The following is a 13783-nucleotide window of genomic DNA, read 5'->3' as shown; positions in this document are numbered from 1 at the left end:
CTCCGGGAGAGGACCTTACTATTTCATCAGAACCAGTTCTTCCGACATGGTCGGGTGCAGGGCCACGGTCTGGTCGAACGCGTCCTTGGTGAGGCCCGCTTTCACTGCCACCGCGGCGGCCTGGAGGATCTCCGGCGCATCGGGGCCGATCATGTGGAGGCCGACGACCTTGCCGCTCACCCCGTCACAGATCATCTTGTAAAGCGCACGCTCGTTGCGATCGGCGAGCACGTTCTTCATCGCGCGGAAGTCGGCGGTATAAACTGCGACCGAGCCCAGCTTGTTGCGCGCCTCGCTCTCGGTCATGCCGACGCCGGCCATCGGCGGGTGGCTGAACACCGCGCTAGGGATGCAGTTGTAATCGACCTGGTGCGGCTTGCCGCCGAAGATCGTGTCGGCAAAGGCCTGGCCCTCGCGGATCGCGACGGGCGTGAGCTGTACCCGGTTAGTGACGTCGCCTACCGCATAGATCGACTCGACCGACGACTTGTTGTCGGCATCGACGACCACCGCGCCCTTGGAATCGAGCTGCACGCCGACATCCTCGAGCCCCAGCCCTGCCGTGTTGGGCACGCGGCCGGTGGCGAAGACGACGCAATCGACCTCGATCGGCTCGTGCTTGGTCAGCGTGACCTTGAACGCGCCGCTGTCGAGCTGCTCGATCTTCTCGAACTCGGCATGGAAGCGGAAGTCGATCCCCTTCATCAGCGAGATCTGCAGCAGCCGGTCGCGCATCGAATGATCATAGCCGCGCAGGATCACGTCGGTGCGGTTGACCATCGTCACATGGCTGCCGAACTCGTTGAAGATGCCGGCGAACTCGTTGGCGATATAGCCGCCGCCGGCGATCAGCACGCGCTTCGGCAGCGTGTCGAGGTGGAAGACTTCGTTCGAAGTGATGCCCAGCTCGGCACCCGGGAAATCGGGGACGTGCGGATGCGCGCCGCTGGCGATCAATATGTATTTGGCGGTGATCTTGCGCCCGCTCGCCAGCGTCACTTCGTGCGGGCCGGTGACGGTGGCGCGCTCGAGAAAGGTCTCGACGCCGTTATTGTGCAGCGTCTGGGTGTAGAGCCCGTTGAGGCGATCGACATCGGCCAGCACATTGTCGCGCAGCACCGCCCAGTCGAAGTCGCATTCGGGCACGTTCCAGCCGAAGCGGCGCGCGTCCTTCAGATCCTCGGCGAAATGCGCGCCATAGACGAGCAGCTTCTTGGGCACGCAGCCGCGGATGACGCAGGTGCCGCCGATGCGATATTCCTCGGCCACCGCGACCTTCGCGCCATAGGCCGCCGAAACGCGCGAGGCCCGCGTGCCTCCCGAACCGGCGCCGATGACGAAGAGGTCATAGTCATATTCGGCCACCGGCACTTCCTTCCGCTCGTTACGTCGGCGGGAGATAGGGCCGGGGAGCGCAGATGCCAATGCGACCCGTCGCCTTCCTGACCTTCGTCACCCCCGCGAAAGCGGGGGCCCATCTCCCAAACCGTCCGCGAATCACAGCCGCGGCGAGTATGGATGGTTCCCGAGATGGGTCCCCGCATTCGCGGGGATGACGCTTGGGTTGATAGCTACCGCTTCCGCACGAATTCCGCGCGCAGCACCAGGCCCTTGATGCCGTCATATTTGCAGTCGATTTCCTGCGCATCGCCGGTCAGGCGGATCGACTTGATCAGCGTGCCGCGCTTGAGCGTCTGCCCGGCGCCCTTCACCGTCAGGTCCTTGATCAGCGTGACCTGGTCGCCGTCCTGGAGCAGGTTGCCGACCGAATCGCGCACCTCGACTATGTCCGCTGCGCCGGCCTTGGCAGCAGCCTCGGCGGCCGGGATCCACTCGCCGCTCGCCTCGTCATACACATAGTCGTCGTCGCTCACTTGAATGCCCTCGCGATCAGGTCGTTGGTCGATGCGTCGAAGTCCTGGCCGCCGGCGCCCGCCGCCTTGGCCATTTCCTTGCCCAGTTCGACGCCGAACTGGTCGAACGCGTTGATGCCGAGCAATACCGCGTTCACGAAGGTGCGCTGTTCGTAGAAGGCCAGGATCGCGCCGAGCGTGCGCGGGTCGACCGTGTCGAGCAGCAGCGTCGCCGAAGGGCGGTCGCCCGGATAGTCGCGCGCCAGATCGTCATTCTTGCGCCCCGCCATCAGCGCCGCGCCCTGGGCGAACATGTTGAGCAGCAGCTGGCGGTGATGCTCCTCGGCAAGGCCGTCGCCCGGCTCGATCGACCCGATGAACTCGAGCGGCACCAGCCGCGTGCCCTGGTGGAGCAGCTGGAACACCGCATGCTGCGCATCGGTGCCAACCCCGCCCCAGGTGATCGGCGCGGTGGGCCAGGTCACCGGCTCGCCCGAAGCGGTCACGCGCTTGCCGTTCGATTCCATCTCGAGCTGCTGGAGGTAGCTCGGCAGCAGCCCGAGCCGCTCGTCATAGGCGAAGGTGGCGCGCGTCTCGCAGCCGCGGACCTGGGTGTAATAGAGGTCGGCGAACGCCGCGAGCACGGGGGCATTGGCCTCGAACGGAGCGAGGCGGAAATGGCGGTCCATCTCGGCGGCGCCTTCGAGCAGCTCCTCGAACGCTTCCCAGCCGAGCGCCAGCGCCGCGGGGAAGCCGATCGACGACCAGAGCGAATAGCGCCCGCCGACGGATTCGGCGAAGGGCAGCACGCGCGTCTCGTCGATGCCGAAGGCGATCGCCTTTTCGGGCGCGGCGGTGAGCGCGACGAGCTGGCCGTACGGATCGGCGACGCCGCCCTGCATCAGCCACGAGATCGCGCTCTCGGCGTTGAGCATCGTCTCGGTGGTGGTGAAGGTCTTCGACGCGATCGCGATCAGCGTGGTCTTGGGGTCGAAGCGGTCGAGCGCGGTTTCCAGCGCGACACCGTCGACGTTCGAGACCACCGCGACCTCGTAGCGATCGGCATCGCGGCCGAGCGCATCGACCAGCAGGTCCGGGCCCAGCGCCGAACCGCCGATGCCGATATGGATGATGCTGCGGATCGGGCCGAACGCCTCGGCCTCGATCGCATCGATCAGCGCGCGCATCCGGGCATGATAGGCCTGGGCGCGGCTGACGCTGTCGGGCGAGCCCTCGCCGCGCTCGGCGCTATGCTCGACGGCGCGGCCCTCGGTCACGTTGATCTTCTCGCCGGCGAACAGCGCGTCGCGCTTGGCGACCAGCCCCATGTCCGCCGCGATCTTCGAGAAGGCCGAAATCAGCTCGGGCGTGAGATGCGTCTTCGACCAGTCGAAGTGCACGCCGGCGACATCGACGGAGAGCGACGCGACCCGATCGGAATCGCGCGCGAACAGCTCGGCCAGCGTCGGGGCTTCGAGCGACTTTACGGCGGACCAATCGGGCAAGGCCATGTTCATCTCCTTTGGAACAAGCCAGCCCCTATCGTCCCAACTTCGCCGCCGCCACTCCATTCATCGGCTTGACCTCACCGCCCGCCCCAAGCAGAGCATGCGCCCATGGAAAACACCCCCGCCGATTCCCTCGACGAGACCCCCGCTCCCGCCGCCGTGGTGACCGAGGAAAAGCCCAAGAACGAGTGGAAGGAGCTTGGCGTCTTCCTCGTCAAGCTGGCGCTGATCGTCTTCGTCGTGCGCAGCTTCATCTTCTCGCCCTTCTCGATCCCGTCGGAATCGATGATGCCGCGGCTGCTGGTCGGCGACTATCTGTTCATCACCAAGTGGAACTACGGCTATTCCAAGCACTCGCTGCCCTGGAGCATGCCGCTGATCCCCGGCCGCATCTTCGCCGGCACGCCGACGCGCGGCGACGTGGTGGTGTTCAAGGCGCCGGGCCATAATGGCGAGGACTGGATCAAGCGCGTGATCGGCCTGCCGGGCGACAGCATCCAGATGGTCAACGGCCAGCTGGTGCTCAACGGCAAGGCGATCCCCAAGCAGCGCATCGCCGATCTCGAGCTGCCGATCACGCCGAACGTGCGCGAGTGCAACACGCTGTTCCAGGCGATCGACGCCAAGGGCAACCCGGTGTGCAAGATCCCGCAGTTCCGCGAGACGCTGCCGAACGGCAAGACCTATAACGTCCTCGACCAGGGCCTGACCCCGCAGGACAATACCGAAGTCTTCACCGTGCCCGCCGGCCATGTCTTCCTGATGGGCGACAACCGCGACAATTCGACCGACAGCCGCTTCGCCCAGCCGCCCGAGAACCAGGGCATCTCCTATGTCCCGATGGAGAATATCGAGGGCAAGGCAGTGCTCAGCTTCTGGTCGACCGACGGCAGCGCGAGTTGGCTGCTGCCCTGGACCTGGTTCACCGCCGCGCGCTGGAGCCGCATCGGGGAAGGCTTTTGAGCGCCCCCGATCTGGGGGGATGGATAGCTAAGACCTTCGGTCAGACGCCGGCAGATTTGGCGCCCTATGCGCGCGCGCTGACGCACGGCAGCCAGGCCGCCGAGAATTACGAGCGGCTGGAATTCCTGGGCGACCGGGTGCTCGGCCTGGCCATCGCCGAATGGCTGTACGAGCGCTTCCCCGCCGAGCCCGAAGGCGCGCTGTCGCGCCGGCTGAACGCGCTGGTCACCGGCCCGATGTGCGCCGACGTGGCACGCGAAGTCGGCGTGCCGCCGCTGCTCAAGCTCGGCAAGCAGGCACGCGGCGACGGCGCCGCGGACAGCGACAATGTGCTGGGTGACGCGATGGAGGCGCTGATCGGCGCGCTCTATCTCGAATTCGGCTTCGCTCCGGCGCGCGACTTCGTCCGCAAGGCCTGGGCGAAGCATATCGACGCGCATGCCAGCGCGCCCAAGCACCCGAAATCGGCGCTGCAGGAATGGGCCGCCGCCAACAACCGCCGCGCCCCCGAATATGAAGTGACCGACCGCTCGGGCCCCAACCACGCCCCGCGCTTCACCGTGAAGGTGTCGATCGGCACCTTCGCCGATGCCAGCGCGGAAGGCACCAGCAAGCAGGAAGCCGAGACCGCGGCCGCGGCGGCGCTGCTCGAAAAGCTGAAGAAGTGAATAGGACGTTCCTCAACCCCGTTCGCCCTGAGCTTGTCGAAGGGCACCTCACCGCAAGCACGGGCAGATGAGCTTCTATGCCTATATGTTGCGTTGCCGGGACGGCAGCTACTACACGGGGCATACCGAAGACTTGGAAGTGCGACTGGCCCAGCATCAGCGCGGCACGCTTCCATGCTATACGCACAGGCGCCGCCCGGTTGAGCTGGTTTGGAGCGAGGCGTTCGATACGCGGTACGAGGCCTTGGCTGCGGAGCGGCAAATCAAGGGCTGGAGCCGGGCGAAGAAAGAAGCGCTGATTGCCGGGGATTGGAAGCGTATTTCCGAACTCGCACGGAATCGCCAGGACGATAACCGCCCTTCGACAAGCTCAGGGCGAACGGATTTAATAGGAAGCGAATGACCGAGAATATTCCCACCCAGCGCTGCGGCCTGATCGCCATCGTCGGCGCTCCGAACGCCGGCAAGTCGACGCTGGTCAATCAGCTGGTCGGCCAGAAGGTCGCGATCGTCAGCCCCAAGGCGCAGACGACGCGCGCCCGGGTGATGGGCATCGCGATCGAGGGCGACGCGCAGCTGATCCTGGTCGACACGCCGGGCATCTTCACCCCCGAGCGCCGGCTCGACCGGGCGATGGTCGCCGCCGCCTGGGAAGGCGCCGAGGGGGCGGACCTGATCGCGCTGGTGGTCGACGGCAAGGGCGGCATCGGCCCCAAGGTGCAGACGGTGATCGAGAGCCTCGCCGGGCGCCGCGAGCGCAAGATCCTGATCCTCAACAAGGTCGATATCGCCGACAAGCCCAAGCTGCTCGGCCACGCCGCCAAGCTCAACGAGCTGCTGCCCTTCGACGAAACCTATTTCGTCTCCGCCCAGACCGGCGACGGCGTGCCCGAGCTCAAAAAGGCGCTCGCCGATGCGATGCCGCAGGAGCCCTGGCACTTCCCCGAGGACCAGGTGAGCGACGCGACCGACCGGATGGTCGCCGCCGAAGTCACCCGCGAGCAGCTCTATCTCCAGCTCCATGCCGAGCTGCCCTATGCCAGCGCGGTCGACACCGAGAAGTACAGCGAGCGCGAGGACGGCTCGGTCGAGATCCACCAGCAGATCCTGGTCGAGCGCGAGACCCAGCGCGCGATCGTGCTCGGCAAGGGCGGCAGCCGCATCAAGGAGATCGGTGCCCGCGCCCGCGCCGAGCTTTCGCGCATCATGGGCGTGAAGGTGCATCTCTATCTTCACGTGAAGGTAAGGCCGGAGTGGCAGGAAGACCGCTCGCTATATCGCGAGATCGGGTTGGACTGGGTCGAGTGACGAAGAAGCTCAAGACTGCCATCGTACAGGATTCGCCGGTTCCGCTCGCCGTGGATGCCGGCCTGGAAAAGGCCATCGCCAAGGCGCGCGAGGCAATCGAGAAGGGCGCGCGCGTCGTCGCCTTTGGCGAGGGGTTCCTCGGCGGCTATCCCGCCTGGCTCGAACAGATCGCCCCGGCCCGGCTGTGGGACCATCCCGGCACGCGCGAGCTGCACGCGCTGCTGCTCGACCAGGCGTTCCGCGGCGACGATCCGCGCTTCCAGCCGCTGCAATGGACGGTGGACATCGCCGATGTCGTGGTCTCGATCGGCGGCTATGAGCGCGTCCGTCAGAGCCTCTATGCCACCCAGTTCCTGTTCCGCCCCAAGGCGCCGCTGCTGCGCCACCGCAAGCTGATCCTCTCGCCTGCCGAGAAGCTGATGCTCGGCCAGGGCGACGGATCGACGCTGGGGCTGCACGACGCGAAATGGGGCCGGATCGGCCAGCTCGCCTCGACCGAGCACTGGATGCCGCTCGCCCGCGCGGCGATGCACCACGAAGGCGAGACGGTGCACGTCGCCGCCTGGAACGAAGTCAACGACATCGCGATGCTCGCCTCGGCGCATTATGCCTATGAAGGCCGCGCCTTCGTGCTCGCGGCGGGCAGCATCCAGTACAAGCAGGAAGTGATCGCCGGCTATGAGCGCGCCGGCGGCGACGGTTCGGCACGCAAGCTGCTCGATCGCCTGCCCGAAGGGCAGCTCCAGCACGGCCACAGCGCGATCATCGCCCCCGACGGCGTGGTCATCGCCCAGGCCGGCACCGCGCCCGAGATATTGATGGCCGATCTCGACCTCGACGAAGTCGGCCGCGGGCTGGCGACGATGGACGTCGACGGCGCCCAGGCGCGGCACGATGTGTTCGAGCTGAGTGTCGACCGCCGCGCCCGCGCCGGCATCGTCGAGAAGGACGCGAGCGCGGCGGCCTGAGCCGCGCTATTTCTCCAGCGTGAAGGCGACCCGGTAGAGCCCGGGATGCGCCTCGCCAAAGCGCTTGTTGCCCTCGATCAGCCCCTTGGCGTTGAGATGCGCGAACACGCGGCGCGCCGCATCGGCGTTCTCGCTCTGGGCATAGTTGACCACCCGCGTGCCATCGAGGCTGCAATGCAGGCTGGCGGAGAGCCAGCCTTCGACTTCGCGTGCCGCCATGGCGGCTTCCTGGAGATAGGCGATCATCGCATCCTGCCCGCCCGCGGGCACGGTGAAGACGTTGATCTGGGTGACGATGTCGGGATTGGCAGTGATGATCGGCATATGCATCGCTCCTTGTCGGGGCACGCGCCGGCGGGGATTGGTCGGGACGGACGCGCGCCAAGCCCCGGCGGCACGCGCCGGTTGCTTGTCGCGGGTTCGCGGGAGCGCGACACGGAGCCTCGCAAGCGAGGGGGCGGGCTTACCGATGCCGCTCAGGTCCTTTTCGACGGATACAGGATAGGCGCCGCCGGCGCGCGCGGCAAGCATCGCCCCGTTTCTTTCTTGGTTCCCCGGCGAAAGCCGGGGATCAGCCTTTTCCGGAAAGAAGGGACTCCACCCATTCGGGCACCAGCACCCCGGCCGGCCCCATCCGGCTCTCGCCGAACCAGTGGCTGCCCGCGCTCGGATCGAGGTTCAGCTCGAGTGTCTGCGCGCCGTGATAGCGCGCGGTCTGGACGAACCCGGCCGCCGGATAGACCGCCCCCGAAGTGCCGATCGAGACGAACAGGTCGGCATCGGCCAGCGCCGCCTCGATCACTTCCATGTGGTACGGCATCTCGCCGAAGAACACGATGTCGGGGCGCAGCGCCGGGGTGCCGCAATTCGGGCATTCGGTCCCGGGTGGCAGATCGCCTTCCCATTCGGTGCCGTCGCCGCACGCCGCGCACAAAGCCGACTTCAGCTCGCCATGCATGTGGAGCAGCCGCTTCGCCCCGGCGCGCTCGTGCAGGTCGTCGACATTCTGGGTGACGATCAGCAGCTGCCCCGGCCATTCGGCGTCGAGCCGGGCGAGCGCGACATGCGCCGGATTGGGCGTCACCTCGGCCAGCTTCGCCCGCCGCGCATCATAGAAGCGGTGGACCAGCTCGGGATGGTGCGCGAGCGCCTGCGGCGTGCAGACATCCTCGACCCGGTGCCCCTCCCATAGCCCGCCCGGGCCCCGGAAGGTGGCGATGCCGCTCTCCGCCGAAAGCCCGGCGCCGGTGAGGATGACGATGTTGTGGATCTCGCGCATGTACCTGCCATACTGCCCGCCCCAACCCTGCCGCAAATCCAGCGTTCACTCGCGCCCATGCTCGCCGCCCTCTTCCTCCTCGTCGCCCTCGCCGCGCAGGATCGCGCCCCGGTCTTCCCGAGCCCCGACGAGGCGGGCGATGCCGCGATGGTGCCGAAGCGCCCGTGCCGGACCGGTGGCGGCGACACGATCACCGTGTGCGGCACCGCAAACGGCAGCCGCCTTCCCACGCTCGACGAGGCGCGCTGGGCCGAAAAGCCGCTGCGCCCTGCGTTTCGCCTGCCCGGCGGCGGCAGCGGCAATGTAACCCTGGTGCAGCGCGACCTGCCCGGCGCCACCTCGGTCGCGCCGATGGTCAACCTCTCGATCCCGCTCGGCAAGAAGCCGAAGAAGGTCGACAGCGACGCGAAATAAGCCTGTCGCGCTTCGTCCCGGCCTGTGCCAGAGGAGCGTGCATGACCAGCATCGGCATTTACGGCAGCCTCGGCCGGATGGGGCAGGCGATCGCGGCGGCAGCGCCGGAGATGAACGCGCAGCTCGCCGGCGGCGCCGATGCCAAGGACGATCCCGCGGCGCTGGCCGCCGGCGCCGATGTGCTGATCGACTTTTCCGCGCCCCAGGCGCTCGAGGCCCATCTGGCGGCGGCGCGCGCGGCGAAGAAGCCGATCGTGGTGGGCACCACCGGCCTTTCGCCCCAGCATCACGCGCTGATCGACGATGCCGCGCGCGAGATCGCGGTGCTGCAGACCGGCAATACCTCGCTCGGCATCGGCCTGCTCCAGCGGCTGGTGCGCGAGGCGGCGGCGCAGCTCGGGGCCGACTGGGACGTCGAGATCGTCGAGATGCACCATCGCCACAAGGTCGATGCGCCTTCGGGCACCGCGCTGATGCTCGGCCATGCCGCCGCCGCCGGCATGGGCACCACGCTCGCCGAAGCCGAGGTGACCGACCGCGCCGGCACTGTCGGCGCCCGGTGCAGCGGCACGATCGGCCTGGCCAGCCTGCGCGGCGGCTCGGTGGTCGGCGATCACACCGTCGTGTTCGCGACGCCGGGCGAGCGGCTCGAGCTCACCCACCGCGCCGACGATCGCGCGATCTTCGCGCGCGGTGCGGTGAAGGCGGCGCTGTGGCTCGCGGGCAAGCCGGCCGGCCGCTACACGATGGACCAGGTGCTCGGCGGGTGAAGAAGGCAGACGTTTTCGAGTTCTTCGCGCGGCTGGCGGCGGACAATCCGCATCCCGAGACCGAGCTCGAATATGTCAACGACTATACGCTGCTCGTCGCGGTGGTGCTCTCCGCCCAGGCGACCGATGCCGGGGTGAACAAGGCGACCCGCGCGCTGTTCCGCGAAGTCGACACCCCCGCCAAGATGGTCGCGCTCGGCGAGGACGGGCTCAAGCAGCACATCAAGACGATCGGGCTGTTCAACACCAAGGCGAAGAACGTCATCGCCCTTTCCGAGGCGCTGATCGCCGAGCATGGCGGGCAGGTGCCGGCCGACCGCGACGCACTCGAGGCGCTGCCCGGGGTGGGGCGCAAGACCGCGAACGTGGTGATGAACACCGCGTTCGGGGCGGAGACCTTCGCGGTCGACACGCATATCTTCCGCGTCGGCAACCGCACCAGGCTGGCGCCGGGCAAGACCGTGCTCGCGGTGGAGAAGACGCTGGAGAAGGTCGTCCCCCAGCCTTTTCGCCTGCACGCGCATCACTGGCTGATCCTGCACGGCCGCTACACCTGCAAGGCGCGCACTCCCGAATGCTGGCGCTGCGTGGTCGAGGATCTCTGCCCCTACAAGCCCAAGACCCCCGCACCCAAAAAGCCGAAGGCGGCGCTCGCGCATTGAGGGACTGGCGCCGCCGCAAAGGCTTTGCTAGGCGCCCTGTTCCAGGCACCCGTAGCTCAGCTGGATAGAGCGCTGCCCTCCGAAGGCAGAGGCCACAGGTTCGAATCCTGTCGGGTGCGCCAGTTTCCCCTCCGATAGCGCCAACCGGCCTTCTGCGTCACAGGACGCTGGGGGAGCGGCGCTGGATCACCGGGCGCACCGCGAAGCTCGACTTGATGTGGTTGATCCCGGGCAGCCGGGTCAGCGCCTGGATGATGCGCTGATAATGTTCGAGGTCGCGCACCGCGACGCGGACGAGATAGTCGGCGTCGCCGGTCATCAGGAAGCATTCCATCACTTCGGGCATGCCGACGATCGCCTCGTCGAACGCTTCCAGCTTCTCGCTGGTCTGGTTGTCGAGCGAAATCGAGATGAACACGCTCATTCCACCCACCAGCCGCTGCTCGTTCAGCCGCGCTTCGAATCCCTCGATATAGCCATCAGCCTCCAGCCGGCGGACACGGCGCAGCGTCGGCGTCAGCGTCAGGCCGATCTCTTCGGCCAGGTCGCGCCAGCTGATCCGGCCATCCTTGGCGAGTCGGGCAAGGATTCGGCGATCATACGAATCGAGGCTTGAATCGAGCATGTGCCGCCGTCCCACAATAGTTCAAACGCGTCACCTTCGGGACAGACCCCTACGCGTTTGCACCAACCCAGGCGTGAATATTAGGACCATTTTGGTGAGACTTGCTAGCCGGCATTCGGTATAACATTTCTGTCACGAACAAGAGTTTGGGCACTCCCGAGAGGAAAACGGCGCGCGGTGGCGGAAGGTGACTTCCGCCGACGGAGATGCTCGCCCTCGGGTCGCAGGAACATTTCGGCCGCAATGACGGCCCCTTCGTTAGCCGCCCGCAAGGGGCGGCGACTCCCGCAGGAGGCGAAGGAGATGATTGCCTTGAGGCCGGCGCGAGGAGCGCTTGGGAGTCCTTGGGGTGTGGCAACATGAACATTGTTTTTGCGGGACGTAGCGGGCTGCGGGCAACGCTGCTCGCGGGTAGCATGCTGCTGGCGATGCCGGCCTTTGCGCAGGAAAGCGGCGATGCCGCGGCGGCGGCGGCGCCGGAAGAGAATGGCGAGATCGTGGTGACCGCGCTGAAGCGCAACACCACGGTGCAGGACACGCCGCTGGCGATCACCGCGGTCTCGGGCGAGACGCTGGCCAATGCGAACATCACCGATGCCTATTCGCTCAACAAGATCGCGCCGGGTCTGATCATCCGCGAGAGCAACAATGGCGGCGCGCGCATCACGCTGCGCAACATCCAGTCGGCCGGCGAGCCGATCGTCGGCCTCTATTACGACGAAATCCCGCTGATCGGCCCGGTCGGCGTCAACAACGACGCCGGCGGCGCCCAGCCCGACGTCCGCCTGTTCGACGTCCAGCGCGTCGAGGTGCTGCGCGGCCCGCAGGGCACGCTCTACGGCTCGGCCTCGATGGCGGGCACCGTCCGCCTGATCTTCTCCAAGCCGAAGATGGACGAATATGAAGGCGCAGTGCAGGCCAACCTGACCACCACCGACGGCGGCGGCCTGGGCGAGGAAGTCTATGGCATGGTCAACGCGCCGATCGCCAACGATCTGCTCGCCGTCCGCGTCGTCGGCTTCTATCGCAACCGCGACGGCTGGATCGACAATTCGCGCCGCGGCCTGAAGAACATCAACGACAGCGAAGCCTATGGCGGCCGCGTGATGGTGCGCTTCACCCCGACCGACAAGCTGACCATCGACGGCCTCGCCGCGATCCAGCGCTCGGACGGGTTCGTGAACAACTATCTGTGGGGCAACACCACCACCAAGACGCAGAACCCGAACAAGTATGACGCGGCGTACAGCGCGCTGCATCCGAACGGCGACGACATGGACCTGTTCGCGCTGACCGCGAGCTACGACCTCGGCTTCGCCAGCCTGGTCGGCTCGATCTCGCACCAGCGCCGCTTCCTCTACTATACGAGCGACACCAGCGACTTCTTCACCCAGCAGCAGGCCAATGCCTCCCGGTGCGCCCAATATATCGGCGTGACGACCTGCAACGCGACGCAGCTCGAAACCTATCGCACCTTCGCGCTCAGCCAGACGCCGTCGGCCGCCTATTCGGGCCAGACGACCAAGGCGGACACGCAGGAGCTGCGCCTGTCGTCGAACGGCGCCACCGCGTTCAACTGGACGCTGGGCTTCTATCATTCGAGCCGCGACGCCTATGTCCATTCGGACGTCACGCTGGTCGATCCGGCCACCGGCCTGGTGATCTTCCCGCAGACCACCACCCCGCGCGTCGCCAATGGCACCGTGGTCTCGCCGGCGAATGTGATCTTCCGCCGCTACGTCGACGACAATCTCGATCAGACCGCGGGCTATGTCGACCTGTCCTACGACATCACGCCGAAGTTCACGGTCAGCGGCGGCGCCCGCTACTATGACTATAGCAAGAAGGTCGCGGGCCAGGTGCTGGTCGGCAACCTGATCATCGGCACTGCGGCCGGTGCCGCCACCGCCAACAACTCGAACGACCATGGCTGGGTGTTCAAAGGCGCGGCCAACTACAAGATCACCCGCGACGTGATGCTCTATGCCGAAGCGGCGCAGGGCTTCCGCCCGGGCGGCGTCAACCAGGTGATCGGCCTGCCGCAGGAATTCGCACCCTATGCGGCGGACAGCCTGTGGAACTACGAGTTCGGCGTGAAATCCGAATGGTTCGATCGGATGCTGACGATCAATGCCGACGTCTATCAGATCGACTGGACCAACATGCAGATCAGCGGGCAGACCAATGCCCAGTCGACCGGTTCGACCTTCAGCGTCATCGCCAATGCCGGCAACGCCCGCATCCGCGGCGTCGAGGTCGAGGCGGCGATGCATCCGGCCCCCGGGCTCGATCTGCGCGGCTCGCTGACCTTTGCCGACGCGGTGCTCACCACCGACCAGACCACCAGCTTCCTCAACGCCAGCGGCAAGAAGGGTGACAAGATCACCGGCGTGCCGCGCTGGACCTGGCAGCTGGGCGCCGCCTACACCAAGCCGGTGAAGGAAGGCCTGGACGGCATCTTCCGGGTCGACGCCTCCAAGACCGGCCAGGTCTGGACGACCTTCGCCCAGACCGAGGCGAACGAGTTCGCCTATCTGCTGCCGTCCTATGTCGAGCTCAGCGCCCGCATCGGCGTCGAATCGCACGACGGCAAATGGGGCGTCTATGTCTATGGCAACAACCTGCTCAACGAAGTCGGCCTGAGCAGCAAGGGCACCGGCACGCTGTTCGGCTCGGGCGCGGTGCGCGCCACCGGGCTGGTCCCGCGCGTGCTCGGCATCGAGCTGCGCAACCGCTTCTAAGCCTGTTCAACCAAGTCTCCGGGC

The 13783-nt window shown here is 66.8% G+C and carries 15 protein-coding genes and 1 tRNA gene; 10 read left to right on the top strand and 6 right to left on the bottom strand.

Annotated features, from left to right (window positions below; translation table 11 throughout):
* Nucleotides 1–18: 18 nt before the first annotated feature.
* From gorA to pgi, 3 genes are all read right to left on the bottom strand, one after another.
* Nucleotides 19–1365, bottom strand: coding sequence for a glutathione-disulfide reductase (gorA, locus tag P6144_RS12310; protein WP_277768062.1), 1347 nt, complete (start codon nt 1363–1365; stop codon nt 19–21).
* A gap of 206 nt (nt 1366–1571) precedes the next feature.
* Nucleotides 1572–1874 (bottom strand): alkylphosphonate utilization protein, encoded by a 303-nt coding sequence (locus tag P6144_RS12305; protein ID WP_277768061.1) that lies wholly within the window; start codon nt 1872–1874, stop codon nt 1572–1574.
* Nucleotides 1871–3364, bottom strand: a complete 1494-nt coding sequence (pgi, locus tag P6144_RS12300; protein ID WP_277768060.1) for a glucose-6-phosphate isomerase — start codon at nt 3362–3364, stop codon at nt 1871–1873. The genes P6144_RS12305 and pgi overlap by 4 nt, the downstream gene beginning before the upstream one ends.
* A 105-nt stretch (nt 3365–3469) precedes the next feature.
* Here pgi and lepB point away from each other — a divergent pair, with 105 nt between their 5' ends.
* The 5 genes from lepB (at nt 3470) to P6144_RS12275 (ending at nt 7268) form a co-directional block, all read left to right on the top strand.
* Nucleotides 3470–4324, top strand: coding sequence for a signal peptidase I (lepB, locus tag P6144_RS12295; protein WP_277768059.1), 855 nt, complete (start codon nt 3470–3472; stop codon nt 4322–4324).
* Nucleotides 4325–4335: 11 nt separating this feature from the next.
* Nucleotides 4336–4992 carry a ribonuclease III gene (gene rnc / locus P6144_RS12290; RefSeq protein ID WP_277768407.1) on the top strand — a complete coding sequence of 219 codons (657 nt, stop codon included), beginning with the start codon at nt 4336–4338 and terminating at the stop codon, nt 4990–4992.
* A gap of 67 nt (nt 4993–5059) precedes the next feature.
* On the top strand, nt 5060–5395 hold the full coding sequence (locus P6144_RS12285; RefSeq protein WP_277768058.1) for a GIY-YIG nuclease family protein: 336 nt from the start codon (nt 5060–5062) through the stop codon (nt 5393–5395).
* The gene (era, locus tag P6144_RS12280; RefSeq protein ID WP_277768057.1) at nt 5392–6300 is read left to right on the top strand and encodes a GTPase Era; all 909 of its coding nucleotides are present in this window, start codon (nt 5392–5394) and stop codon (nt 6298–6300) included. The genes P6144_RS12285 and era overlap by 4 nt, the downstream gene beginning before the upstream one ends.
* Entirely contained in the window at nt 6297–7268 is a 972-nt protein-coding gene (locus P6144_RS12275) for a nitrilase-related carbon-nitrogen hydrolase (RefSeq protein WP_277768056.1), read from the top strand. Before era ends, P6144_RS12275 begins: the two co-directional genes overlap by 4 nt.
* 6 nt (nt 7269–7274) lie before the next feature.
* On the opposite strand, the gene P6144_RS12270 is transcribed toward P6144_RS12275, so the two are convergent.
* Nucleotides 7275–7592 (bottom strand): antibiotic biosynthesis monooxygenase, encoded by a 318-nt coding sequence (locus tag P6144_RS12270; protein WP_277768055.1) that lies wholly within the window; start codon nt 7590–7592, stop codon nt 7275–7277.
* 247 nt (nt 7593–7839) lie between these two features.
* Complete coding sequence (locus P6144_RS12265) at nt 7840–8547, bottom strand: NAD-dependent deacylase (RefSeq protein ID WP_277768054.1); 708 nt, start codon at nt 8545–8547, stop codon at nt 7840–7842.
* Between the two features lie 57 nt (nt 8548–8604).
* Between P6144_RS12265 and P6144_RS12260 the strand changes: the two genes are divergently transcribed.
* From P6144_RS12260 to P6144_RS12245, 4 genes are all read left to right on the top strand, one after another.
* Complete coding sequence (locus tag P6144_RS12260; protein WP_277768053.1) at nt 8605–8961, top strand: hypothetical protein; 357 nt, start codon at nt 8605–8607, stop codon at nt 8959–8961.
* Nucleotides 8962–9002: 41 nt separating this feature from the next.
* On the top strand, nt 9003–9731 hold the full coding sequence (dapB, locus tag P6144_RS12255) for a 4-hydroxy-tetrahydrodipicolinate reductase (protein WP_277768052.1): 729 nt from the start codon (nt 9003–9005) through the stop codon (nt 9729–9731).
* Complete coding sequence (gene nth, locus P6144_RS12250) at nt 9728–10393, top strand: endonuclease III (RefSeq protein ID WP_277768051.1); 666 nt, start codon at nt 9728–9730, stop codon at nt 10391–10393. The genes dapB and nth overlap by 4 nt, the downstream gene beginning before the upstream one ends.
* Nucleotides 10394–10438: 45 nt before the next feature.
* Nucleotides 10439–10515 (top strand) — tRNA-Arg (locus P6144_RS12245).
* A gap of 35 nt (nt 10516–10550) precedes the next feature.
* Here the strand turns inward: P6144_RS12245 and P6144_RS12240 are convergent.
* The gene (locus tag P6144_RS12240; RefSeq protein ID WP_277768050.1) at nt 10551–11018 is read right to left on the bottom strand and encodes an Lrp/AsnC family transcriptional regulator; all 468 of its coding nucleotides are present in this window, start codon (nt 11016–11018) and stop codon (nt 10551–10553) included.
* A 359-nt stretch (nt 11019–11377) separates the two neighbouring features.
* On the opposite strand from P6144_RS12240, the gene P6144_RS12235 reads away from it, so the two are divergent.
* On the top strand, nt 11378–13759 hold the full coding sequence (locus tag P6144_RS12235; protein ID WP_277768049.1) for a TonB-dependent receptor: 2382 nt from the start codon (nt 11378–11380) through the stop codon (nt 13757–13759).
* Nucleotides 13760–13783 lie beyond the last annotated feature (24 nt).

Source organism: Sphingomonas sp. HITSZ_GF (assembly GCF_029543155.1).
Classification (GTDB): Bacteria; Pseudomonadota; Alphaproteobacteria; order Sphingomonadales; family Sphingomonadaceae; genus Sphingomonas.
Note: the sequence above shows the minus strand (reverse complement) of the source record. Positions and strands in the feature narration are given on the sequence as shown.